Source organism: Duganella sp. BJB1802 (assembly GCF_013369445.1).
In the GTDB taxonomy this organism is placed as follows: domain Bacteria; phylum Pseudomonadota; class Gammaproteobacteria; order Burkholderiales; family Burkholderiaceae_D; genus Rugamonas; species Rugamonas vulcania_A.
The window spans coordinates 122,826-146,319 of record NZ_JABWEF010000015.1 but is presented as its reverse complement, the minus strand read 5'-3'; the positions used below and the strand labels follow the sequence as shown (position 1 = coordinate 146,319).

General features: G+C 67.7%; 20 protein-coding genes. All 20 read left to right on the top strand.

The features are described from left to right. Positions 1 to 97 precede the first annotated feature (97 nt). The 20 genes from HUX88_RS22570 (at position 98) to HUX88_RS22480 (ending at position 23,466) form a co-directional block, all read left to right on the top strand. Positions 98 to 727: a hypothetical protein gene (locus HUX88_RS22570; RefSeq protein WP_117013233.1), complete on the top strand. Its 630-nt coding sequence runs from the start codon at positions 98 to 100 to the stop codon at positions 725 to 727. Continuing rightward, positions 728 to 4,528, top strand: a complete 3,801-nt coding sequence (locus HUX88_RS22565) for a hypothetical protein (RefSeq protein WP_229219478.1) — start codon at positions 728 to 730, stop codon at positions 4,526 to 4,528. Positions 4,529 to 4,962: 434 nt separating this feature from the next. Then, complete coding sequence (tssB, locus tag HUX88_RS22560) at positions 4,963 to 5,496, top strand: type VI secretion system contractile sheath small subunit (protein ID WP_117013235.1); 534 nt, start codon at positions 4,963 to 4,965, stop codon at positions 5,494 to 5,496. Between the two features lie 51 nt (positions 5,497 to 5,547). After that, the gene (gene tssC, locus HUX88_RS22555; protein WP_176363193.1) at positions 5,548 to 7,041 is read left to right on the top strand and encodes a type VI secretion system contractile sheath large subunit; all 1,494 of its coding nucleotides are present in this window, start codon (positions 5,548 to 5,550) and stop codon (positions 7,039 to 7,041) included. A gap of 74 nt (positions 7,042 to 7,115) precedes the next feature. After that, the gene (locus tag HUX88_RS22550) at positions 7,116 to 7,601 is read left to right on the top strand and encodes a type VI secretion system tube protein Hcp (protein ID WP_117013237.1); all 486 of its coding nucleotides are present in this window, start codon (positions 7,116 to 7,118) and stop codon (positions 7,599 to 7,601) included. A 106-nt stretch (positions 7,602 to 7,707) separates the two neighbouring features. Beyond that, complete coding sequence (gene tssE / locus HUX88_RS22545) at positions 7,708 to 8,136, top strand: type VI secretion system baseplate subunit TssE (protein WP_229219477.1); 429 nt, start codon at positions 7,708 to 7,710, stop codon at positions 8,134 to 8,136. Then, positions 8,133 to 9,884, top strand: coding sequence for a type VI secretion system baseplate subunit TssF (gene tssF, locus HUX88_RS22540; protein WP_176363191.1), 1,752 nt, complete (start codon positions 8,133 to 8,135; stop codon positions 9,882 to 9,884). Before tssE ends, tssF begins: the two co-directional genes overlap by 4 nt. Beyond that, positions 9,872 to 10,918: a type VI secretion system baseplate subunit TssG gene (gene tssG, locus HUX88_RS22535; RefSeq protein ID WP_229219476.1), complete on the top strand. Its 1,047-nt coding sequence runs from the start codon at positions 9,872 to 9,874 to the stop codon at positions 10,916 to 10,918. The genes tssF and tssG overlap by 13 nt, the downstream gene beginning before the upstream one ends. A gap of 5 nt (positions 10,919 to 10,923) precedes the next feature. Then, positions 10,924 to 13,701, top strand: a complete 2,778-nt coding sequence (gene tssH / locus HUX88_RS22530) for a type VI secretion system ATPase TssH (RefSeq protein WP_176363190.1) — start codon at positions 10,924 to 10,926, stop codon at positions 13,699 to 13,701. After that, positions 13,698 to 15,689, top strand: a complete 1,992-nt coding sequence (locus HUX88_RS22525; protein ID WP_176363189.1) for a type VI secretion system Vgr family protein — start codon at positions 13,698 to 13,700, stop codon at positions 15,687 to 15,689. Before tssH ends, HUX88_RS22525 begins: the two co-directional genes overlap by 4 nt. Before the next feature lies 1 nt (position 15,690). Beyond that, complete coding sequence (locus HUX88_RS22520; RefSeq protein WP_176363188.1) at positions 15,691 to 16,410, top strand: toxin-antitoxin system YwqK family antitoxin; 720 nt, start codon at positions 15,691 to 15,693, stop codon at positions 16,408 to 16,410. Continuing rightward, positions 16,410 to 16,796 (top strand): DUF4280 domain-containing protein, encoded by a 387-nt coding sequence (locus HUX88_RS22515; protein WP_117013243.1) that lies wholly within the window; start codon positions 16,410 to 16,412, stop codon positions 16,794 to 16,796. Before HUX88_RS22520 ends, HUX88_RS22515 begins: the two co-directional genes overlap by 1 nt. A gap of 21 nt (positions 16,797 to 16,817) precedes the next feature. Then, positions 16,818 to 17,075 (top strand): hypothetical protein, encoded by a 258-nt coding sequence (locus tag HUX88_RS22510; RefSeq protein ID WP_229219475.1) that lies wholly within the window; start codon positions 16,818 to 16,820, stop codon positions 17,073 to 17,075. Positions 17,076 to 17,524: 449 nt separating this feature from the next. Next, positions 17,525 to 17,947, top strand: a complete 423-nt coding sequence (locus HUX88_RS22505; RefSeq protein ID WP_176363187.1) for a hypothetical protein — start codon at positions 17,525 to 17,527, stop codon at positions 17,945 to 17,947. Positions 17,948 to 18,125: 178 nt separating this feature from the next. Next, on the top strand, positions 18,126 to 18,425 hold the full coding sequence (locus HUX88_RS32565; protein WP_229219474.1) for a hypothetical protein: 300 nt from the start codon (positions 18,126 to 18,128) through the stop codon (positions 18,423 to 18,425). Between the two features lie 253 nt (positions 18,426 to 18,678). Further along, a complete protein-coding gene (locus HUX88_RS32560) occupies positions 18,679 to 19,395 on the top strand; it encodes a cation:dicarboxylate symporter family transporter (RefSeq protein WP_373886827.1) in 717 nt (238 codons plus the stop codon). A gap of 8 nt (positions 19,396 to 19,403) precedes the next feature. Beyond that, on the top strand, positions 19,404 to 20,828 hold the full coding sequence (locus HUX88_RS22495) for a cation:dicarboxylate symporter family transporter (RefSeq protein WP_176363186.1): 1,425 nt from the start codon (positions 19,404 to 19,406) through the stop codon (positions 20,826 to 20,828). A 22-nt stretch (positions 20,829 to 20,850) separates the two neighbouring features. Beyond that, positions 20,851 to 21,345, top strand: a complete 495-nt coding sequence (locus HUX88_RS22490) for a hypothetical protein (RefSeq protein WP_229219473.1) — start codon at positions 20,851 to 20,853, stop codon at positions 21,343 to 21,345. Between the two features lie 17 nt (positions 21,346 to 21,362). Further along, complete coding sequence (tssK, locus tag HUX88_RS22485) at positions 21,363 to 22,688, top strand: type VI secretion system baseplate subunit TssK (RefSeq protein WP_176363185.1); 1,326 nt, start codon at positions 21,363 to 21,365, stop codon at positions 22,686 to 22,688. Between the two features lie 4 nt (positions 22,689 to 22,692). After that, entirely contained in the window at positions 22,693 to 23,466 is a 774-nt protein-coding gene (locus tag HUX88_RS22480; RefSeq protein ID WP_117013249.1) for a DotU family type IV/VI secretion system protein, read from the top strand. Positions 23,467 to 23,494: the final 28 nt, after the last annotated feature.

Below are 23,494 nucleotides of genomic sequence, written 5' to 3'. Positions count from 1 at the left end.
CAACGGCGGCGCCGTCCACTGTGGCGTGGCGGGCGGCCGATTGCGTTATCAAGCTGCTCATGTTATTGTCGATCGACCTTGTCCTTCCGAGGCATCCATGCTGCATCCACTGGCCAGCCTATGGCGCCATTCCAGCCGCGTCACCTTCTACGAATCCGGCGGCCAGGCCGGGCAGGTCGTGTTGCAAGGCGGAGGGCGGATGCCGGGTGCGCGGCGGCGCTTTTCGTCGTCCGACGACGCCCACACCTACCTGCGCTACTGGTTGGGCGAACCGGCCGCGCGCGCCGAACTCAAATGGATATTGCAACGCTCGGGCCCCTCGCTGGCAACCGCCCAGCCGGGCGCGGACGCCTGGCTGCACGCGCTGGCCGGGCGCCTGATGAGCGGCGCCGTCATCGTGCTGGAAGAGCTGAGCCGGCAGGCCCGGCCGGGCCGCCTGGTGGCGCCGGCCAGCGCCGCCGCCGCGCCAGCGTCCTTGCCGGCGCTGAGCGAGGCGCCGGCGATCCCGGTCGTGCCCAACCTGCTGCCGGTGCTGGAGGACATCCGCATCGAAGGCGCCGAAGTGCTGCCGGAACTGAACCAGGCGCTGGCGCAGGTCGACGCGACCATCGCGACCGTGGGGTCGGCCTCGCTGTCGCTGGAGCCGGCGCCGTCCAAGGTGGCCGCGATCAAGACCGCGCTCACCGACGCCACTTCGCGCACCACTTCCACGCTGGGCTCGTTGTAGATGAAGGTCATCGACCACTCCATCGAAGTGCTGCCGCAGTGCCCGGTCAACATCGGCAAGGCGGTGCAGAAGGCGGCCGACACCATCGTCGAGCAGGGCAAGACTTTCGCCACGGAAGTCACCGCCACCGCCGCCTCGCTGAACCAGGACTTGCAGAAGGTGGCCGAACAGATGAAGGCCATCCCGGACCTGCTCAACCCGCAACCCATCGTCGACTGCTGCACCGGCGTGCTGGAGCAGGCGGCCAGCGACCTGCGCCAATTGGCCAACGACGCCGCCGCGATTCCGCAGCGCCTGCTGGCGCAGGCGGCCGGCGTGCAGACGGTGGTCGACTCGGCCAACCAGGCGGTCGAAGCGATGAGCACGCTGCTGCCCGAGCTGTCCGGGCTGGTGCCGGACTTCGGCGCACAGATGAGCTTTTTCAACAGCCTGCCGGGCCGTGGCCAGGCGCTGGCCGACCTGGCCAAGCGCACCGGCGCGATGGTCGAGCAGTACGGACAAGACCTTCTGCCGCTGTCCAAACAGCTGAAGCAGCTGGGCACGATGCAGAGCGGCGCCGGCAACGACGCGGTGCAAGCCGTGCTGGCGCGTGCCGAGGCCTTGCAAGCCGGTAGCCTGGCGCAAGTGCAGGCGCTGCGCGACACCCTGGACGGCAACGTCACCGATCTCGATACGGCGATGCAGGACGCCACCGCGCAAGCCACGCAAATGATAGACGGCGTGTCCGGCCTGCTCAACGAGAAAGGCAATGCGCTGCTGGCGCCGTTGCAGGCGCAGATCGACCTGGTGGACAATCTCAACAGCGCCCTGGGCGACGAGGCGGCCAACTGCGACGCGCTGTTCGACCAGGCGTCGTCGCAGTTGAGCCACCTGAGCGACATCCTGATCAAGCCATTGGCGGCGGCGCGCGCGCAGGTCGACAGCGTCATCGACCAACTGGCCGCGGCGGCCGCCACGATCGACGGCATGGTGAAGAAGGCGATGGAGCCGCTGGACGCGCTGGAGCAGCGTGTGGAGGCCATCAAGCAAGCCTTGCAGGAAGTGTTGGACGCGATCAGCGCCGAGGTGGCGAAGGTGCTGCAACTGATGGCCGAGCTGGACGGCGAAGCGGAAAACGCCAAGACCGTGCTGCGCCAGTTACCGGAGAATTTCGTCCCGGTGCGTACCATGATCGCGGACGCCATCGCCATGCTGCAGCAGGTGAAGGACAACATTCCGGTGTTCGTCTCCGAAGCCAACGGCACGCTCGACGCGGCCGCCAGCGAGCTCGATCAGGCCGATGGGCTGTGCACCGGCGCGATAGAAATCTGCACCCGCTACATGATGAAGGCGCCGCCGCTGATGATGGCGCGCACGCTGTTCGTCGGCATCAAGGCCATGATCCCCGGCGTGAAGACGGCGATCGCCGGCGCGCGCACCGCAGTGAAGGCGGCCGGCGACCAGGCCAACGGCTTGATGGACCAGGCCATCACGCTGGTCGATTCCCTCAATCCCTTGCTGGACCAGGCCATCGCCAAGGTGCAGCAGGCGATCGATGCGCTGATCGGTTTGCTGGAGCAGATGCAGGTGGCGTTGAAGCAGGTCTCCGACGCCGCCGAAAAAATCCCGCCGCCGATGCAGGAGCAGCTGGACAAGGCCGGCGAGGCGGTGCAGCAAGTGCTGGACAAGGTGCGCGACGCCGCCGAGCAGTGCCTGGACAAGCTGCAATGCGAGCCGCTGGTGAAGCGGTTGCAGCAGGAGCTGTCGGATCTGCTGGACCGCACCTTCAAGCCGCTGGAGGCGCAGATACAGGCCGCCGGCGCGCCCTTGCAGAACGTGCTGGAGCAGGGGAAGGCGGAAGTCGGCAAGGCTGCGGCGATGGCGCAGGATGGGCTGGGCAAGCTCAGCGCCGCGTTGTCGTCGGTGAAGGAGCAGGCCACGCAGCCGCTGCGGAAGCTGACCGGCACGCTGGACACCGCGCGCGGGAAGGTGGACTCGGCGAGCGGCTCGGCGCGGCAGCAGGTGCGGCAGGCGGCGGACCAGGCCTTGTCGTATGTGGACCAGGCGTCGCAGGCGATCTCCGGCTTGAACGTGCGCGCGGTGGGCGACCAGATCGCGCCGTATGCGCAGTTCTACGATGATGTGGCGGGGACGTTCAACCAGGTTCAATCGCAGGTGCACGGCGCCGCCGACGTGGCCGACGCGGTCGGCAGCTGGAAGGGCGATGCGCAGCAGGCCGCCAATGATTTGCTGGACCGTGCGCGGCAGGCGGCGGACGAGGCGCGGCAAGGCGCGAGCGAAGTGCAGACCGCTGCCGACAAAACCGCGTCCGGCGCGCAGAGCGCGGGCGAGTCGATGGTCGATAGTCCGGTGGCGGATCAGGTGCAGGCGTCGTTCGACGGCATGAAGCAGGATGCGCAGAGCGTGGCCTCGGAGTCGGATGCGGCCTTGGCCGAGATGTCCGGATCGCTGGACGATGCGCAGAAGGAGTCGGAGACGGCGATGGAGCCGTACGCGCCGGATCCTGACGCCGTGCTGGCCGATGTGAAATCGGAGGCGGACAAGGCGGAGCAGGCGGCCAACGCGGCCAAGGAATCGGAGCAGGCATTGGCTGCGCAGGTGGCCGCCGGCGAGCAGGATGTGGGCGCGGCGGCGGACAACGCGGCATCGCGCACGACGGCGATGAAGGACGAGGCGCAGGCGGGCATCAACAAGACAGTGGCGCAGGTGGAGGCGGTGCAGGCGCAGGTCAACGCGGCGCGCAGCGAGGCGATCAAGGCGGAGGCGATCGTCGATGCGGAAGTGGTCAAGCACGGCGGCACATCAGCCAATGCGGACGCCGCTGCCGCTGATGCCGCCGCAACCGCCGCAACTGCCGCAACTGCCGCAACTGCCGCCGCCGCGTCAGCTAGCGCGGCGGACGCCGCCGCTGCTGAAGGAACCGCCGCTGATGCCACTGCGGCCAATGCCGCTAACGGGACTGCCGCAGATGCCAATGCCGCAGACGCGACTGCTGCTAACGCGACTGCCGCAGACGCGACTGCCGGCGCAACCGCCGCGCCAGCTGCGACAGGAGCCGCCGCGACCGATGCCGGCGCCCCTGCTGCCGCGTCGGCCGATGCCGCGTCGGGAAGCGCTGCGGCGGCCGATGCCGACGCCGGTGACGCCGGCGTCGCCAGACGCACCCGCAGGCGCAGCTCAAGGCGCCGAGGCAGAAGCGCCAGCCGTCGAGAAAGAAGCAGTCGCCACGCCAAGCGCCAATGCGTCCGCTGCGGATGCGCAGCAAGCCACAGACGGCAAGCCCGCAACCGCGCCATCCGTCGACGCCACCACAGACGTGCCGATAGCCGAGACGCCGAAGGCCACCGAGGCCCCACCAGCCGCGCCCAAAGCCGAAACATCGGCAACTGGCGCGGCGGACGCGGACACTTCCAAAGCCACCGTGCCGACAGGCGAAGTGCCCACGGCGGACGCTGCGAAAGCCGCCGCACCCGCAGGCCAGGCACCCGTTTCGGACGACGCCAAAGCCGCCGCGCCGGCAGGCAAAGTCTCCGTTGCGGACGCCGCGAAAGCAGCCGTGCCGACGGCCGAAGCGCTCGTCGCGGACGCCGCGAAAACCATCGCGCCAGCGGGCGGAGCCCCAGTTGCCAATGCCATCAAAGCCGCCGTTCCAAAAGGCGATGCGCCGCTTACGGATGTCGCCAAGACCTCCGCGCCAGCCACTGCTGCATCGACACCAGCGATCGATCCTGCCAAACCGGCCTTGCCAAAAGCGCCGGCGCCGCGTCCGAAATCCCCGGCCGGAATGCCCGCCGCAACTGACAAGATGCCAGCAACTCCCGGCATCCCAAGCACTCCACCGATCAAGCCTGCAATGAAGGAGCTCGATCCCTTCGCCACCAAACAAGCCGCCGTAAAACCACCCGCGCACGATCCGCTCTCGGCACTACAAGACTTCAAGGATGCAATCCCACCACCCGCAACCACGCCTCCCGCCAGCTAAAAACGCGGTCACGAATTTGTCATCTTGATGTTCCTCAATGTCGTCGCAAAAATATAACAGGATAAATTTTTAAAAAGCTTGTTCCCCAAAGAATTTACATTTATTATCAATTGAGTATCGGAAATCTTTGTACCTATCAATTACGTTGCGGCGCAGCGAGTGGTGGTGTCATGAGAAAGCAGCTTCGTGCTCAGTCCGCCTGTTTTTGGTTTATGTATCGTCGGCCGCTAGTCACCATAAAGTGAGGAAGTGAATGTCAGATAGCTTACAAAAATGGGTAGGACGCAACCGTCCCCCTCGTGTGCAAATCACGTACGACGTCGAGATCGGTGACGCCACTGAAAAAAAAGAGCTGCCCCTGGTGGTCGGCTTGCTGGCCGACCTGTCCGGCCAGCCGCTGGTCGCGCCACCCAAGCTCAAGGCCCGACGCCTGATTGAAATCGACCGCGACAACTTCAACGAAGTCATGGGCAAGATCGCCCCCCGTCTCGACATCTCCGTGCCGGACACGCTCAAGGGCGAAGGCAATCTCAAGGTGGAACTGAACTTCACCGAGTTCGACCACTTCCATCCCGAATCTATCGTCGCGCAAGTGCCGCGCCTGGCCAAGCTGCTGGAAGTGCGCCAGCAACTGCGCGACCTGCTGGGCAAACTCGATGGCAACGATGAGCTTGACGCGCTGCTGGAAAACATCATCCAGAACTCGGAAGAGCTGAAGACCCTCAAGGACCAGGAACCGGCCGCCGACGCGGCGCCGGCGGCGGCTGCGGAAGCGACCCCATCCTGATAGCACGCCGCGCGCGTGCTTCCCCTCATCGACCACAGAGAGAGCTAAATCATGGCTACTAGTCAATCCGCCAAGGGCGGCGCCAAGTCGACCGAATCGACCGGCGAACTGAGTTTGCTGGACCGCATCGTCCAGGAAGGCAAGATGGCGGTGGAACCGTCGCAAAACGCCTACGCCAAAAAACTGCTGGGCCAGTTCGCCACGCAGGTGCTAGACGAAGGCATGAAGACCGCACCCGACAAGGGCGTGGTCGCAATGATCAACGAACGCGTGGCCGAGATCGACAAAATTCTCAGCGACCAGCTCAACGCCATCATGCACCACGAGGAGTTCCAGAAACTGGAAGGCTCCTGGCGCGGCCTGCACGACATGGTGTACGGCACCGAGACCGGCCCGACCCTCAAGCTGCGCCTGCTGAACGTGTCGAAGAAGGAGCTGCTCAAGGACCTGGAGAGCGCCGTCGACCACGACATGAGCGTGCTGTTCAAGAAGGTCTACGAGGAAGAGTACGGCACCTTCGGCGGCGCCCCGTATTCGGTGCTGATCGGCGACTACTACTTCGGCCGCCACCCGCAGGACGTCGCGCTGCTGCAGCGCCTGTCCAAGGTGGCCGCCGCCGCGCACGCGCCGTTCATCACGGCCGCCGCGCCGTCGCTGTTCGACATGACCGAGTTCACCGACCTGGGCGTGCCACGCGACATGTCGAAGATCTTCGAAAGCGCCGAGCTGGCCTCGTGGCGCGGCTTCCGCGAATCGGAAGACTCGCGCTACATCGCCATGGTGCTGCCGCGCTACTCGGCGCGCCTGCCGTACGGCGCCAAGACCAAGCCGGTGGAGAGCTTCAACTTCGAGGAGGACGTCGACGGCCGCGACCACAGCAAATACCTGTGGGCCAACTCGGCCTACCAACTGGGCCTGCGCATCACCGACGCCTACGCCAAGCACAGCTGGACCACCGCGATTCGCGGCGTCGAAGGCGGCGGCAAGATCGAGGGCATGACCGCGCACACCTTCAAGACCGACGAGGGCGACGTCGTGCTCAAGTGCCCGACCGAGGTCACCATCACCGACCGCCGCGAGAAGGAGCTCAACGACCTCGGCTTCATCGCCGTGGTCAACTCCAAGGGCTCGGACTTCGCCGCCTTCTTCGGCGGCCAGACGCTCAACAAGCCCAAGGTCTACAACATGGACGCGGCCAACGCCAACGCGGCGCTGTCGTCGCGCCTGCCGTACGTGCTGGCGGCCTCGCGCTTCGCGCACTACATCAAGGTCATCATGCGCGACAAGGTCGGCAGCTTCCAGACCCGCCAGAGCGTGGAGAACTACCTGAACAACTGGCTGAGCGGCTATGTGCTGCTGAGCCCGAACGCGACGCAGGGCGAGAAGGCCCGCTTCCCGCTGGCCGAAGGCCGGGTCGACGTGACCGAGAAGCCCGGCAAGCCCGGTGCCTATTCGGCCACCGTCTTCCTCAAGCCGCACTTCCAGATGGAGGAGCTGACCACGTCGATCCGCCTGGTGGCCGAACTGCCGGCCGCCGTCGGTTGATCCCGCTGTACACACCGATGTCCCCGCCCATCCGGCGCAGCCGCCGGGTGGGCCCATAACAACTGGAGCCAGCAATGTCTGACGTACTAATTCTGGATTTGGGCACCACCATCAAAGGCAACTGCATGGTCACCGGCTATGCCGACAAGATCATCGTGCTGTCGTACTCGCACAGCGCCTCGATGCCGCTGCAAATGGATGCATCGAACACCGAGCGCACTTCCGGCCGGCCGGTGTTTTCCGAGATCTCGTTCTCGAAGATGTCCGACCTGTCGACCACGGAGATGTACAAGGCCTGTACCCAGGGCACCAAGATCGGCGCCGCCAAGCTGCACGTGGGGCGCGTGGAAAACGGCAAGTACATGAACTTCTTCACGTACGAGATGACCAACGCCATGATCTCGAACATCAGCACCTCGGGCGGCGGCGGCGTGCCGTCGGATTCGTTCTCGATCAACTTCACCAAGATCAAGTGCGACTACACCCAGCAGCAGGCCGACTCGACCTCGAAGGGCACCGGCACCTGGAACTGGAACCTGGAGACGATGAAAGCGGATTGATGCGGCGTGGCGGCGGCCGCCCGTGGGCGCGCCGCCGGCTGTCCCGTCATGAGCGCTGCTCGTGCAGAAAACTATGTCTAAAGCCCTCACGGCGTCGCTTGTGCCGATGTTCGACCGATTAAGCGGCGTGGCGCACGCCTCGCCGGACGGCAGGCTGCTCGATGGCGGCGGCTTGCAGCACTCGCTGCAACTGGACCTGATGCGGCTCTTCAACGTGCGCAACGCGCTGACCATCCGCGAGTACCTGGACGGCGATCCCACCGTGCTCGACTACGGCCTGCCCGACATGCTGAGCCTGTCGCCGCAGTCGGACCAGGACCTGCTCACCTGGTCGCAGGTGCTGGAGCGCGGCCTGGCACTGTACGAGCCGCGGCTGTCGCACGTCAAGGTGGAGGTGAGCGCCGACCCGGCCAGGCCGGTCGCCGCGCGCGCCGCCATCGCCGCCGTGGTGCTGCTGGGCCGGCAGATGTGCCGGGTCAATTTCGACGTCGCGCTGGATGCCCGCTCCGCCGCGATGCAGGCGGCCGCGACGTGAGCGACGACATCCTGGAATACTACCGGCGCGAGCTGTCCTACCTGCGCACCCAGTCGGCCGACTTCGCCGCGCGCTATCCCAAGGTGGCGCAGCGGCTGGTGCTGAGCGGCGGCGAATCGGCCGATCCGCACACCGAACGGCTGATCGAATCGGTGGCCTTCCTGACGGCGCGCGTGCACCGCGACCTCGACCGCGATTTCCCCACCATCGCCGGCGCCATGCTCGACAACCTGTGCCCGAGCCTGACGCAGCCGGTGCCGGCCATGACGGTGGTGCGGATGACGCTGGACTCCTCGCAGGGCAAGGTCATGGCCGGCATGCCGGTGGCGCGCGGCGCCATGCTGTCGACCACCGCCGCCAGCGGCGAGAACTGCCGCTTCCAGGTGGCGTGGCCCACCACGCTGTGGCCGCTGCAAGTGGCGGCCATCAAGATGGAGGACACGCGCACCCTGCGCCTGGACCTGCGCTGCGACGCCGGCCTGGACGTCTCCGAGCTGGAGCTGGACCGCCTGCGCCTGCACCTGTCCGGCGACCTGATGACGACGATGCCGCTGCACGAGCTGCTGATCAGCGGCCTGGAGCGCATCGAGCTTGTGGCCGGCGGCGGCCAGCTGCACCGCCTCGGCCCCAACAGCCTGAGCGAAGTGGGCTTCGACGAGAACGAAGCCATCCTGGCGCAGCCGGCGCACGCCCATCCGGCGTACGCGCTGCTGCAGGAATACTTCGCCTTCCCGCGCAAGTTCCAGTTCTTCGACCTGGGCGGGCTGCGCGGGCTGCTGGGCGAGGGCGAGGGCTTCTCGGTGCGCTTCGTGTTCAACCGCAGCGCGCGCGTGCTGTCGCAGCTCAGCGCCGACAACTTCCTGCTCGGCTGCGTGCCGGCCGTGAACCTGTTCCCCGTCACCAGCGAGCCGATCCGCCTGCACCGCCGCCACTACGAATACATGCTGGTGCCGGACTACCAGCGCGAGGCGGTGATGGAGGTGCATTCGGTGGTCAAGGTCACGGCCTCCGACCCGCGCGCCGACCGGCCCAGCATCATCCCCAGCGTGTTCGCCGAATCGGCGGCCGACGCCGAGGACGCCAAGGTGTTCTGGTCGCTGCGGCGCGAGATGAGCCTGCGCAAAGGCATCACCGGCACCGACGTCTACCTGAGCTTTGTCGACCGCAGCGATGTCCACAGCGTGCCGGACGAGCCGGTCGTGTACGCGCAGCTGCTGTGCACCAACCGAGGCCTGGCCGAGCAGATCGCGCCCGGTACGCGCTTCTACGGCGAGGGCATCTCCACCTCGACCGACATCCGCGCGCTGTACCCGCCCAGCGCGCAGCGCCCGCCGGTGATGGAGGCCAAGGCCCTGTGGTCGCTGGTGGCGCTGCTGCGCCTGAACCACCGCTCGCTGGTGGACGGCACCACCGGCGTCCAGACGTTGCAGCAGATGCTGATGCTGTTCGCCGGCGACAGCGCGCGCGACCAGGCGCAGGTGCGCGGCGTGAAAAGCATGGCGGCCTCGGTGGCGACCGCGCGGCTGGGCGCCGACACCTGGCGCGGCCACTGCCGCGGCACCGACATCGTGCTGGAGTTCGACGCCGACGCCTTCGTCGGCACCTCGCCGCTGGTGCTGGCCGGCGTGCTGTCACGGTTCTTCGCTTTGTACACCTCCGCCAATTCCTTCGTCCGCCTGGCCGTCACGCGCGGCGGCGAACCGTGGATGCAGTGGCCTGCCATGAGTGGACGCCAATGTCTGATCTGATGTCGCTATTGCGGGACGACCCGCATGCCTTCGATCTGTTCCAGGCGATCAGCATCCTGGAGCGCGGCGATCCCGCGCGCGCGCGGGTCGGCACCTCGGTCGGCATGGACGAGGCCTTGCGGCTGGCGGCGCAGGTGGACCTGGCGTTCGCGCCCAGCGACGTCAGCGGCCTGCACGAGAGCAAGCAGCCCGGCCCGCCGCTGACGCTGAAGTCGCCGGTGCTGACATTGGCCGGTGCCCAGGGCCCGCTGCCGATGCCGTTCACCGAGCTGCTGATGGAACGCCGCCGCGCGCGCGACATGGCCGGGCTGGAGTTCCTGGACATCTTCAACCAGCGGCTGCTGGGCTTCCTGTACCGCAGCCGCCGCAAGCACCACCTGGCCTTAAGCACGGGCAGCATCAACCAGGCGCCCATCGTGCGCAGCCTGGACGCCATGTCCAGCCTGGGCCGCGCCGAGGGCGTGCGCGGGCCGGACGGCCAGCAAGCCTGGCTGCGCCACGCCGGCCTGCAGGGCGCCGCGCCGCGTTCGATGGCGTCGCTGCTGGCGGTGGTGCGCGAGCGCATGGGCGTGCATTTCAGTGGCAAGCAGTTCGTCGGCGGCTGGCATCCGCTGGCGCTGTGCGACCGCGCACGGCTGTACGATCCCGGCAAGCCGGTGCCGATGACGTCGCGCCTGGGCATGGGCGCCTGCCTCGGCGCGCGCGCGTGGGACCAGGGCGCGGGCCTGGCGCTGGACGCGCCGCCGCTGAAGCCCGCGCAGTACGCCGCCTTGCTGCCGGGCGCGAAGAACAACTCGCTGCTGGGCTGGCTGGTGGCGCGTCATCTGCAAAGCGATTTCCAGGTGCGTTTGCGGCTGGACCTGGCGGTGCAGCCGGAAACGCGCCTGAGCGCCGGCGCCGAACAGTCGCCGCGCCCGAACACCGCCGCCGAGCTGCCGCCGCGCCTGGGCCTGAGCACATGGCTGTGCAGCGCCGGCGCATCGGTCACGCACTATCAGCCGGCGAATTTCCTGCTGTCGACGGAAGAGGGCTGACCGTCATGGAAATCGATATCCGCACCTTGCTGTCCAAGCTCAATCCCGAATGCAAGCGGGCGATGGGGCATGCGGCCGAGCTGTGCGTGAAGCAGACGCAGTACAACGTGGAGCTGGAGCATTTGCTGTTCACGCTGTTGGAGGAGCGGGCGCCGGACTTCGTGCTGGCGCTGCAACGCTACGGTATCGTCGAGAGCGCGGTGATGGCGCAGCTGCAGCGCACGATGGACGGCTTCAAGCGCGGCAACGGCCGCACGCCGGCGCTGTCGCCGCACTTCATCGCGTTGTTCCAGGAGGCGTGGATGCTGAGCTCCATGCTGCTGGGCAGCCAGCAGGTGCGCTCCGGCACCGTGCTGCTGGCGATGCTGGAGGTGGACAGCCTGCGCGGCATGCTGATCGAGAGCGCGCCGGAGTTGCTGAAGATCCCGCGCGAGCAACTGAAGCAGGAGCTGCCATCGCTGCTGGCCGGTTCGTCGGAGGATGGCGGCGGGCCGTTGGCGGGCGGCGGCGTGCCCGGCGGGGCGACGGGCGCTAGCGGCATGGCCGGCACGAGCACGGGCGCAGGTGGCGTGCAGGCCGGCGGCGCCGGCGCTGCGGGCGCGCACGGCGGCGCCATGTCCGGCATGATGCCCTCGTTGCAAGGCACGGGCGGCGCCACGCCGGCGCTGGACCAGTACACGGTGGACATGACGGCGCTGGCGCGGGCAGGCCGCATCGATCCTATCCGTGGCCGCGACGCCGAGATCCGCCAGATCATCGACATCCTGCTGCGCCGCCGCCAGAACAACCCCATCCTGACAGGCGAGGCCGGCGTCGGCAAGACCGCCGTGGTGGAAGGCTTCGCGCAGCGCATCGCGTCGGGCGCGGTGCCGCCTTCGCTGGCCAACGTGGTGGTGCGCACGCTGGACCTGGCGCTGCTGCAGGCCGGCGCCGGCATCAAGGGCGAATTCGAGAACCGTCTCAAATCCGTGATCGCCGAAGTGCGCGCTTCCGCCACGCCCATCGTGCTGTTCATCGACGAGGCCCACCAGCTGATCGGCGCCGGCGGCAGCGAAGGGCAGGGCGACGCCGCCAACCTGCTCAAGCCCGCCCTGGCGCGCGGCGAACTGCGCACCATCGCCGCCACCACCTGGGCCGAGTACAAGAAATACGTCGAACGCGATCCCGCATTGGCCCGCCGCTTCCAGGTGGTCAAGGTGGAGGAGCCGACCACCGACGCCGCCATCGGCATGTTGCGTGGCATGGTCGCCACGCTGGAACAACACCACGGCGTCGAGATCCTGGACGAAGCCGTGACCGACGCCGTGCGCCTGTCGCACCGCTACATCTCGGGCCGCCAGCTGCCGGACAAGGCCATCAGCGTGCTGGACACGGCCTGCGCCCGCGTCGCCATCGGCCAGGCCGGCGCGCCGCCGCAGATGGAGGCGCTGGAGCACGACATCGTCCTCAACAGCGAAGAGCTGCGCATCGCCCGCCAGCGCCACGCGCGCGGCGAGGACCAGGGCGCCGCCATCGCCAAGATGGAAACGCAACAGGCGCTGCTGCAAGCCCGCCAGACGCGCCTGACGGAAAAGCTGGCCGAGGAACGCCGCGCCGTCGACGAGATACTGGTGCTGCGGCGCGAGATCGCCGCCACGGTCGACGACCACGCGGCGCTGGACGACGAGGAACGCATCTCGCGCGGCGACCAGTTGCAGCGCCTGCAAAAAGGCCTGGAAGCGATCCAGGACGACGAGCCGCTGGTGCCGGTGTGCGTCGATTCGAAAATCGTCGCCGGCGTGATCTCCGGCTGGACCGGCATCCCGGTCGGCAAGATGCTGGCCGATGAAATCCACACCGTGCTGCAACTGAAGGAGCGGCTGGAGGACCGCGTGGTCGGCCAGGCGCAGGCGCTGGACGCCATCGCCCGCCGTGTCCGCACCTTTCGCGCCGAGCTGGACGATCCAGGCAAGCCGGTCGGCGTGTTCCTGCTGGTCGGCCCGAGCGGTGTCGGCAAGACCGAGACCGCGTTCGCGCTGGCCGACATGCTGTACGGCGGCGAGCGCAACATGGTCACGATCAATATGTCGGAGTTCCAGGAGGCGCATTCGATCTCCAGCCTGAAGGGCGCGCCGCCCGGCTACGTCGGCTACGGCAAGGGCGGCGTGCTGACCGAGGCCGTGCGCCGCCGGCCCTACTGCGTGGTGCTGCTGGACGAAATGGAAAAGGCCCATCCGGACGTGCTGGAGTTGTTCTTCCAGGTGTTCGACAAGGGCACGATGGAGGACGGCGAGGGCATCACCATCGACTTCAAGAACACGCTGATTCTGCTGACCTCGAACGCGGCGCAGGACGTGATCACGCAAGCCTGCGCCAACGGCAAGCGGCCCGATCCCGCCGAGTTGACCGAGCAACTGCGTCCGGCGCTGCTGCGCCAGTTCAGCCCGGCCTTCCTGGGGCGGCTGGTGCTGGTGCCGTACTATCCGCTGGGCGACGAGCAGATCAGCAACATCGTCGACCTCAAGCTGGCCAAGCTGGCCGCGCGCTTCGCCAGCAACCACAACGCCCGCTTCACCTGGGACGACCGCGTGACCGAGGTGATCACCGCCCGCTGCACCGAGGTCGACAGCGGCGCCCGCAACATCGACTTCATCCTGACGCAGACGGTGCTGCCGCTGCTGTCGTCGCTGGTGCTGGAGCGCATGTCGATGCTCAAGCCGTTCACCGCCATCCACATGAGCGTGGGCGGCGACGAGCAGTTCGCCTACGCCTTCCGCGACCATCCGCTGCGGGGCCATCCATGAGAACCGGCTTCGAGCAACCCGGCGGCCTGCTGAGCGTATCGTCGCCGTTCGGCGACAACGACCTGCTGCTCGACGCGGTCGAGGGCAGCGAGGGCATTTCGGAACTGTTCAAGTTCAACCTGCACATGCGCTCCGGCAGCACCAGCCTGAGCGCGGCCACCGTGGTCGGCAAGACCATGACCGTGACCCTGGACGTGGCCGGCGGCACCAAGCGCTACATCAGCGGCATGGTGTCGCGCTTCATCCAGAGCGGCTTCGACCAGGACTTCGCCACCTACGAGGCCGAGGTGGTGCCCATGCTGTGGCTGCTGACCCTGTCGCGCGACCGCAAGATCTACCAGGCCAAGTCGGTGGCCGACATCGTCAAGGCGGTGCTGGGCGCGTTCAGCATCACCTTCGACGACAAGCTGACCCAGACCTACGACCCGGTTGACTACATCGTGCAGTACGACGAGACCGCGTTCGACTTCATCAGCCGGCTGATGGAGCAGGCCGGCATCTTCTACTTCTTCAGCTTCAGCAGCGGCGCGCACACGATGGTGCTGGGCGACGCCTCGTCCAACTTCGCCGACTGCGCCGGCGCGGCGGCGGTGCGCTTCTTCCCGCGCACCGGCATGCACAACGCCATCGACACGGTGTCGCGCTTCGCGCACGAGAACACCATCGCGGTGAAGAAGGCCACCGTCAACGACTACGACTTCACCCAGCCCAGCACCTCGCTGGAGGGCACGCATTCGGCCAGCGGCGGCAGCGGCGCGGTGTACGAGTTCGCCACCGGCCACCTGGCGGCAGCGGCCGCCACCGCCATCGCCCAGCTGCGCGTGGAGGCCAGCCAGGTCAACGCCGAGGTGCTGCGCGGCGACAGCTTCTGCTATCCGTTCAGCGCCGGCACCAAGTTCACCTTGTCCGAGCATTTCGTCGGCGCGCTCAACGCGGCCTTCGTGCTGCGCCGCGTGCACCACACGGCGCGCGACGACATGTACACCAATTCCTTCGAGGCGTTCCCGGTCACGGTGCCGTTCCGCCCGCCGATGCAGACGGCGCGTCCGCGCGCGGTGGGCTGCGAGACCGCGCTGGTGGTCGGCCCCAGCGGCGAGGAAATCTGGACCGACAAGTACGGCCGCATCAAGGTGCAGTTCCCGTGGGACCGCGACGGCGCCAAGGACGACAAGAGCTCGACCTGGATGCGGGTGGCGCAGTCGGTGGCGGGCAAGGGCTTCGGCGCGCTGTTCCTGCCGCGCGTGGGGCAGGAGGTGGTGGTGACCTACCTGAACGGCGATCCGGAGCGGCCGCTGGTGACGGGCTGCGTCTACAACGGCGAGAACGCCACGCCGGCCGAGCTGCCCGCCAACCAGACCCAGACCATCATGCGTACCTGGTCGTCCAAGCAGGGCGCGGCCGGCAACGAGCTGCGCTTCGAGGACAAGAAGGACTCCGAGCAGCTGTACATGCACGCGCAGAAGGACATGCTGACCGAGATCGAGAACGCGCTGACCACGACGGTGAAGAAGGGCGCGGAGATCCACACGCTGCAGGAGGGCGACCGCACCGTCGATGTCCAGAAGGGCAAGGAGGTCCACAACGTCAAGGGCACGCGCGAGGTGACGGTGACGGGCGACGAGACGCACACCAACAGCGCCAAGTTCACCCACAAGGTGACGGGCGACTACGCGCTGACCATCGACGGCAAGCTTACCATCACGGTGACGGGGGACATCAGCATCAAGTCCAGCGCGGCGGTGACGGAGGAATCCGGCACCACCTACGGCATCACGGCCGGCACGGCGCTGACGGCCAAGGCTGGCACGGCGCTGACCAACGAATCCGGCACCGACTTCACCAACAAGGCCGGCACCAAGATGGCCAACCAGGCCGGCGTGCAGATGGATAACAAGGCCCCCGTCATCAACAGCAAGGCCGACGCAACCCAGACCGTGGAGGCCGGCGCTATGCTGACCCTCAAGGGCGCCATGACCAAGGTGAACTGACATGACGACCGAGACCCAGTTGCCACCAGACCCGCCCGCCGCCGCGCCGCTGCGGGGCGAAGAGCACGGCGACGGCGGCCAGCTGCTGCAACGCGCCTGGATGCGCGACGGTGTGCTGCACGGCCCGTTCGAACAGTTCAGCGAGCAGGGCCGCACCCTGATGAAGACGCACTTCGAAGCCGGCAAGATGCATGGCCCGATGACCGTGTTCGCGCCGGACGGCAAGCTGGTGCAGAAATCCGAGTTCCAGCACGGCGTGGCGCACGGCATGATGGAGACCTACGTCAACGGCCGCTGCGTGGCGCGCCAGACGATGGTGGGCGGCGTGGCGGCCGGCCAGTCGCTGTCCTACGACGAGGCCGGCCACCTGACGGCCCGCCTGAACCTGGTGGACGGCCAGATCCACGGCCCCGCCGAGTTTTTCCACGAAGGCCTGCGGGTGCGCAAGTCGCACTACAAGGCCGGATTGATGGACGGCGAGTCCACCGACTTCGACGCCCAGGGCAACGTGGTGCAAACCTGCGCCTACCGCGCCAACCTGCTGCACGGCCCGATGCGCCGCTACTGGCCGGACGGCGAACTGATGGAAGAAGTGAACTACCGCGACGGCAAGCCGGTCGGCTCGCCGGCGCGCTTCGACAGCAAGGGCAAGCGCACCGACAACGCCGCCGCCACGCCCGCCATACTGGACCGGCTGCAAAAGCTGGTGAGGGGTAGCTGATGGGACAACAAACCTGCATGGGCGCGATGCTCAAATGTAGCTTCGGCGTGGCGCCGGGCACGCTGATGGTGTTGCCGGCCAACGCCGTGCTGACCGCCGTCCCCGACGCCAACATCATGGACAACAAGCCGATGGTCAACATCCTGCCATTCGGCATGTGTCAGTCGTTGAGCAATCCGATGGTGGCGGCGGCCACGGCGGCCGCGCTGGGCGTGCTGACGCCGATGCCGTGCATCCCGGCCACGGTCGCGCCATGGGCGCCCGGCTCGCCGACCGTGATGATCGGAGGCATGCCGGCGCTGAACAATTCGTCAAAGCTGATGTGCATGTGGGGCGGGGTGATTGAAATTAACGCGCCCGGCCAGACCACCGTTTCCATCCCCTGAACCCTTACCGCGACCGCCATCATGGAATATCGATTCAGCCTCACTCCCCGCCTGATCGCGCTGGCCATCTTCTCCGGCGTGGCGATGCTGGTGTTGTTGTTCGCGCTGGGCTACCAGGTCGGCGTCAGCATGGCCGAGCGCCCGGCGCCGGACGCCATCGACAACGCGGCCAAGCGCACCCCCCCAGGCGGCGGGCAAGATCAACGCCGAGGCGGCGGCCCGCCGCCCGCCCGGCGACCAGCGCGGTGCAGGCCGCGCAAAAGGCTGCGCAATGAGTAACTCGGTACAGCCAAGCGCCGTCATTCCCGCGCAGGCGGAGAATCCATGCTGATTCCGCCCCGGAGGTGCCCTATGGGTTCCGCCTGCGCGGGAACAGCCATCGGCATTGCAGCCCGATGAAAGCGCCTGCGCGGCTTGGCGCTGGCGCTGGCCGCGGCGACCTGTGCGGCGCCGTGTGGGCGCAGGGCGCGCAGAAGGCGCGTCCGCCTGGCAGGCGCCGTTGCGGCAGCGGCCGCGCCCGAAACCGGACGCTCGCCGCTGGTCAAGATCGCCATTTGACCGCATGCTGGCGCCCGACATCGCCCGCATCGTCAACCACGACGGGTACGGGGTCGCCATGCTGAGAGCACCGACAAGCCCGCCGTTCTTCTCCGTCAAGAACGGCGAACTGGTCCGGCACCGACATCCCGACCTGGCAGAAGTCGATCGCCTCCGAACTCGGCGTATCGGTGCGTTTCGACCACCTTTACAAGACCTTCGACAGCGTGGTCGAGGCGGTGGCGGTGGGCAAGGCCGACGTGGCCCGTCAGCTCAGCCGGCTGGGCCGTACGCTCAAGCGGGCGCAGATGGTGCATTTCTCCATCTCCTACATCAATGGGCCACGCGATGCTGATCAACCGCATGCGCTTCGCCCAGCTGGCCGGCTGTTTCGCACACCTTGCCGCAGGTGGTGCGCGACTACACCGGCACGCTGGGCGTGCTGGCCTTTCGTCGTGGGAGGAGTTCGGCCGCCACAACTTCCCAAGGCCAAGCTGGTCCAGTATCCCACCTGGCCCGACCTGATCGAGGCGACCAAGAAAGGCGAGGTGACGGCGACCACGCGACGAGATGGAAGTGGTGCAACTGATGCGCGAGGCCGGGCCTGGCGCTGACCCTGCCGCACCGTCACCTTCCAGCGACCTGGAAGCGCCGCTCAGCGTCATCGTCCGGCATCGACCTGACGCTGCTGTCGCTTCGTCAACGGTGATCGCGCAGCGGCGCCCGTGCAACCCACGGCCGACAGTGCTCGAGCCCTCAAATAAAGGAAACCACGTGGACGCTCCCATCAGCATGCAACGCTTCCAGCAATGGGGCCTGAACCCTGGACGTGGTCGGCTGCGTGTGGCCGGCGGAACACTGGGCTGGGCGACGCGCACCGTCGCTGTCGCGCTACCTGGGCGTGGTGGGCGTGGTGTATGTCGACCTGCTGAAGATGATCGTGCTGCCGTTCATGATCTCGGCCGTCATTTCAGCCTGCAGAACCTGTACCGCGACGGCGGCGCGGCGCGCATCTTCAAGCGGGTGGTGGTGGTATTCATCACCTTCTCGATGGTGGTGGCGGTGACGGCGACGCTGTCGTCACTTTGCTGAATTGCGGCCGGGCGCAACCTGCCGCCGAGACGCGCACGGCGCTGAGCAGATCATCAGCGCCGACGGCGAGAACGCAACACCGAAATGGCGCTGCGCGAGGAGCCCACGCCGCCGCACCGGACCGAGCTCAAGGACGTATTGCAGTCGCTGATCCGCAGAGACATCTTCGCCTCGCTGGCCAACGGCGAAACGCTCAAGGCGCTGGTGTTCGCGCTGCTGTTCGGCTTCGCGGCCGGCCAGGTGCCACCCCCACATCTCGGGCGGCCTGCACCAGGCGCTCGAGACCGTCTACCAGGCCTGCCAGACGCTCACGCGCTGGGTCAACCTGCCGGTGCCGTTCGTGCTGGTGTGCATGGCGGCCAGCCAGGTGGCGCAGACCGGCCTGCAGCCGATCGCGGCGATGGGCGGCTTCGTGATCCTGTTCCTGCTGGTGTCCGGCCTGCTGATGGGAATGGCGATGGCGCTGATCAGCCGCCGCGCCGGCGTGCCGTACGGCGCCGTGATGGCCGCCATGCGCGAGCCGTTCGCGCTGGGCGTGGCCACCAACAACAGCGCCACCTGCATGCCGGCCATGGTCAGCGGCCTGGTCGAGCAGCTGCAGTTCGCGCGGGCGCGGGTCGAGCTGCTGGTGCCGCTGAGTATCTCGCTGCTGCGGGTCGGCGCGGTCGCGTATTTCGTCTGCAGCACCTTGTTCATCGCCGCGCTGTATGGACGCCCGATGTCGGCGCTGGACCTGGGCGTGCTGGTGCTGGTGTCGGTGCTGTCCGGGTTCGCCTCGGCCGGCATGGCGGGCGTGGTGACGGTGTCGCTGGTCGGCACCATCTGCAACTACCTGACGCTGCCGTTCGAGGCCGCCTTCATCCTGTTGATGGCGGTCGATCCGATCTGCGCCATGGCGCGCACCGCCGTCACCGTGATCTGCAGCTGCGCCGCCGTGGCCAGCATCTGCGCCGCCCCCGTCAAGCTCTAGCGCCCATCATGCAGACACTCGTCAAACCCGCCATGTTCCAGCTCAGGGATATTTTCCACCACCCGGCCACGCTGCTGGGCGCGATGCTGCTGGGCGGCTGGACCGGCACGCTGTTCCCCGGCAGCGCGTCGCTGCTGGCGGCGGTGTCGGCGCTGTACCTGTCGCTGATCCAGATGGCGGCGCTGCCGTTCGTGATCCTGGCGGTCTACTTCGGCCTGCAGCGCCTGCCGTCGGAGCCGGGTTCCGGCGCGCGGCTGGCGCGGCTGGCGGCCATGTCGCTGCTGGCGATGCTGCTGTGCGCGGTGGTGGGCGTGCTGGTGGCGGGCCTGGGCGGCGCCGGCGCCGGCATGACGGCGGCGCAGACGGCGGCGCTGGGCAAGCTGGCGCTGCGCTCGGAGGCGCAGTTCACCATGGCCCTGCGCGACAGCGGCGACGGCGCCGCCGAACAGTGGGACATCGGCGCGCTGGTGCCGGACAACCTGTTCGGCGTGCTGGCCTACGGCTCGCTGCCGTCGGTGCTGATCGGCGTGCTGTGCTTCGGCGCCGCCGTGGCGGTGCAGGACCCGCTGCGCTCGGCCCAGCTCAGCGGCATTTTCGAGGGCATGTACCGCGCGCTCGAATCGCTGGTGAACGCGCAACACCTTGCTGCCCGGCCGCCGCCTTCATTGCTGGCGGCGAGAAGCGCCACCACCGCCGGGGTGGAAGCCATCATGTTGCTGGGCAGCTTCCTGGCGGCCTTCTTCGTGGCCGCGCTGGCGGTGTGCGCGGCGGCCATCGCCGTGCTGTGCTGGAAGCTGAACAAGTCGCCGTGGCTGGTGATGCTGGCGCTGCGCGAGCCGATCACCGTCTGCCTGTTCTCGCCGGTGGCGGTGGCGGCGGTGCCGGGCTTCATCCAGGGCATGAGCGTGCGGCTGGGCTTCAGCCGCGGCCTGGTGGAGCTGGTCTCGCCGATCGCGCCGGTGTTCCTCAAGGCCGGCGAGGCGATGTTCTTCGCGGTGCTGGCGATCTTCGTCGCCAACCTGTACCACCATCCGCTGGTCGCCGCCGACATCGCCTGGATCTGCGCGCTGTCGTGGACCGCCGCGCTGTGGTCGGTGGGCATCGCCGGCGGCAAGTCGGTGATACTCGGCAGCTTCGTGATGGCCTCGATGAGCCTGCCGTTGGAGGCGGTGCTGCCGGTGTTCATGCTGGTGGAAGTGTTGTGCGAAGGACCACGGAATTTACTTTCCTTTCTTATATCGTCGGCGCTGATTGCCTTGGTGGCGGATGGTCTGTATATTAAAAACGAGCAAGATTTCGAAGCGTGGCAGCCGTCCACGCTCAAGCTCGTCTTCACCCGCAAGCAAGCGCTGTTCGTGTTGTTCCTGTTGTTGATTGCTCTGTTCACAGTGTTTTGCGCCGGCGTGGGCTATGGCCTGCGCAAGGCCTTTTGAAGACTGACTTATGCAACTAATGATGACCTCGATCCCCCGCCGCTGCTTGCTGCTGTGCGCGCTGTTGTGCGCGCTGGCCGGCTGCGGCGCCACGCGCGCGCTGTTCGGTCCCAGCATGGCCTCGCCCAGCTGGAAGTCGCTGACCCTGCGCGCCGCCGACGACGCCAACAGCAACAGCGCGGTGGCGGTGGACGTGGTGCTGGTCAAGGACCCGGCCGTGCTCGAATCCCTGCTGGCGATGCCGGCCTCGAAATGGTTCGCCACCCGCGCCGAGCTGCAGCGCACCTTCCCGGAGGCGCTCACCGTCTACCCCTACGAGCTGGTGCCGGCCCAGACGATCAAGCTGAACGATAAAAAATGGAGCGACCAGAAGGCCTGGGCCGCGCTGGTGTTCGCCGGCTACAGCAACGCCGGCGAGCACCGCGAGCGCCTGCTGCTGAACGCATCGGGATATGTTGTGCAACTGAACGCGCAGGGCTTTAGTGCCAAAGAGCCCAAAGCCGGCGCGGCGCAGTAGATCATGAAAGCGACGCAATGACCGTACCTCAACTTTTACATCGCATCCAGTGGCACGAAGGCATGATGCTGACGCCGCAGCACTTCCAGCAGGAGGGTGCGCGCATCGACGCGCTGCTGGCCTGGCAGTCGATCGCGGCCCATCCCTACGGCTGGGGCGTGCGCGCGCTCGCCGTCGACGAGGCGCTGCTGACCACCGGCCTGCTGCGCATCCAGCAACTGGAGGCGATCCTGCCCAACGGCATGGCCGTGACCTACGACAGCGCGCTGGCGCAGGGCCGGCCGCTGGAGCTGGACCTGGCGCCGTGGGCCGAGGCGATGGCGCAGCAGGACCTGGCGGTGTATCTGGTGGTGGGCAACACGCGCTCGCTGCGCCAGCCGGGTCAGCCCGCGATGTTCCGCGGCGTCGAGAGCCCGGCCGTGGAGGACGAGGTGTCGCAGGCGCTGCCGGCCGACGTGCCGCGCATGGCGGTCAACCTGGGCCTGGCCGCCGGGCCGGTGCCGTCGGCGGCCTACACCGCGCTGCAGCTGATGACGGTCAACAAGGGCAACGAGATCGTGCATCGCGGCGGCTACCTGCCGGCCATGCTGGACGTGCCGGCCGCGTCCGGCGTGCGCCTGCGCGCGCAGCAGCTGGTCACGCAGATGCGCAACAAGGCGGTGTTCCTGGCGCGCCAGACCGCGCAGCCATCGTCGCGCACCGAGGACCGCATCAACCTGCTGGAGCAGAAGGCCCGGCTGTCGAGCCTGATCCTCAACCTGCCGGTGCTCGAAGCCCTGCTGCGCAGCCCGTCCGTGCATCCGATGCCGCTGTACCTGGCGCTGTGCGCGCAGCTGGGGCCGCTGGCGACGCTGCGTCCCGGCGCCGTGCCCATCATGCCGCCGGCCTACGACCACGCCGACACCGCCCCGGCCTTCGACGCCGTGCTGGCCGCGCTGGCCGACCTGGTGGGCGAGGTCAGCCAGGAGTGGAAGACCTGCGTGTTCGGCTACGACGGCCAGGCGTTCTCGCTGGCGATGCAGGCCGAGTGGCTGGGCGCGCGGCTGGTGGTGGGCCTGCGCGGCCAGCCCGAGCGCGAGGCCACGCAGTGGATGGCCGGCGCGGTGATCGGCTCGCAGACGGTGTGGACCTCGCTGACCGACCGCCGCGTGCTGGGCGCGCCGCGCAGCCGCATCGACGCCGCGCCCGAGCTGGGCCTGCGCGCCAGCGCCGGCTACACCTTGTTCAGCGTGGAAGTGTCGGATGAATTCATCGTGGCCGGCCAGGCTTTATTGATCAGCAACGCCAACGAAAGCCTGCAGACGCAGCGTCCGCAGGAAGTGGTGTTGTTCATAAAGGGATGATGCCGTGAACTTTGGAACCAACAACGCGGCGCCGGCGCAGACTCCGGCGGCCTGGAGCGGCAGCATCAGCGAGGGCGTGGACCTGGCGTCGGTGCAGTTCCGCGACTTCTACGACGTGCTGTCGCGCTCGGCGCAGGCGGCCACGCGGGTGGGCGAGGGCGAGGCCAGGGCGGCCGCCGAGGCGCTCAGCCGCCAGCTGTGCCAGCTGATCGAATTGCAGTCGCTGGAGGCGCGCCGCATCGTCGGCAAGGCCGGCATCGAGGCCGAGGTGCAGGGCCGCTTCCTGAAGGCGGCGCTGGCCGACGAGGTGATGCTCAACACCGAGTGGGCCGGGCGCGGCTACTGGCGCCATGTGCTGATCGAGACCACGCTGTTCAAGTCCAGCTTTGCCGGCGAGCGCGTGTTCGACGACCTGGACCAGCTGCTGCGCGAGCGCGAGGCGGGGCGGCGCAACGTCGGCCGCCTGTACCTGTATCTGCTGTCGCTGGGCTTCCAGGGCCGGTATCGCGGCCAGAAGCAGGACAAGATCGCCGAGTACCGGCGCGAGCTGTTCCAGTTCGTCTACCTGCGCCCGGCCGACCTGCAGGGGCGCGACCGCACGCTGTCCGAGCAGGCCTACGCCAGCACGCTGTCGCACCTGGCGGCGCGGCGCCTGCCCAAGTTCAACCGCAGCGGCATGATGTTCGTGCTGGTGCTGCTGATATTGCTGGGACTGTCTGAACTGCTGTGGCTGTGGCAATCGTGGCCGGTACGCGCCGCGCTCGCCACGACCGTGTGACCAACCAATCGGGACGAGCGCATAGTGT

Excerpts from the sequence above, each read along its gene's own strand:
- tssG (WP_229219476.1), top strand. The coding sequence starts at position 9,872 with ATGTCTGATCTGATGTCGCTATTGCGGGACGACCCGCATGCCTTCGAT.
- HUX88_RS22550 (WP_117013237.1), top strand. The coding sequence starts at position 7,116 with ATGTCTGACGTACTAATTCTGGATTTGGGCACCACCATCAAAGGCAAC.
- HUX88_RS22510 (WP_229219475.1), top strand. The coding sequence starts at position 16,818 with ATGGAATATCGATTCAGCCTCACTCCCCGCCTGATCGCGCTGGCCATC.
- tssK (WP_176363185.1), top strand. The coding sequence starts at position 21,363 with ATGACCGTACCTCAACTTTTACATCGCATCCAGTGGCACGAAGGCATG.
- tssH (WP_176363190.1), top strand. The coding sequence starts at position 10,924 with ATGGAAATCGATATCCGCACCTTGCTGTCCAAGCTCAATCCCGAATGC.
- HUX88_RS22520 (WP_176363188.1), top strand. The coding sequence starts at position 15,691 with ATGACGACCGAGACCCAGTTGCCACCAGACCCGCCCGCCGCCGCGCCG.
- tssC (WP_176363193.1), top strand. The coding sequence starts at position 5,548 with ATGGCTACTAGTCAATCCGCCAAGGGCGGCGCCAAGTCGACCGAATCG.
- HUX88_RS22515 (WP_117013243.1), top strand. The coding sequence starts at position 16,410 with ATGGGACAACAAACCTGCATGGGCGCGATGCTCAAATGTAGCTTCGGC.
- tssB (WP_117013235.1), top strand. The coding sequence starts at position 4,963 with ATGTCAGATAGCTTACAAAAATGGGTAGGACGCAACCGTCCCCCTCGT.
- HUX88_RS32565 (WP_229219474.1), top strand. The coding sequence starts at position 18,126 with ATGCAACGCTTCCAGCAATGGGGCCTGAACCCTGGACGTGGTCGGCTG.
- HUX88_RS22525 (WP_176363189.1), top strand. The coding sequence starts at position 13,698 with ATGAGAACCGGCTTCGAGCAACCCGGCGGCCTGCTGAGCGTATCGTCG.
- HUX88_RS22495 (WP_176363186.1), top strand. The coding sequence starts at position 19,404 with ATGCAGACACTCGTCAAACCCGCCATGTTCCAGCTCAGGGATATTTTC.
- HUX88_RS22570 (WP_117013233.1), top strand. The coding sequence starts at position 98 with ATGCTGCATCCACTGGCCAGCCTATGGCGCCATTCCAGCCGCGTCACC.
- HUX88_RS22565 (WP_229219478.1), top strand. The coding sequence starts at position 728 with ATGAAGGTCATCGACCACTCCATCGAAGTGCTGCCGCAGTGCCCGGTC.
- tssE (WP_229219477.1), top strand. The coding sequence starts at position 7,708 with ATGTTCGACCGATTAAGCGGCGTGGCGCACGCCTCGCCGGACGGCAGG.
- HUX88_RS22490 (WP_229219473.1), top strand. The coding sequence starts at position 20,851 with ATGACCTCGATCCCCCGCCGCTGCTTGCTGCTGTGCGCGCTGTTGTGC.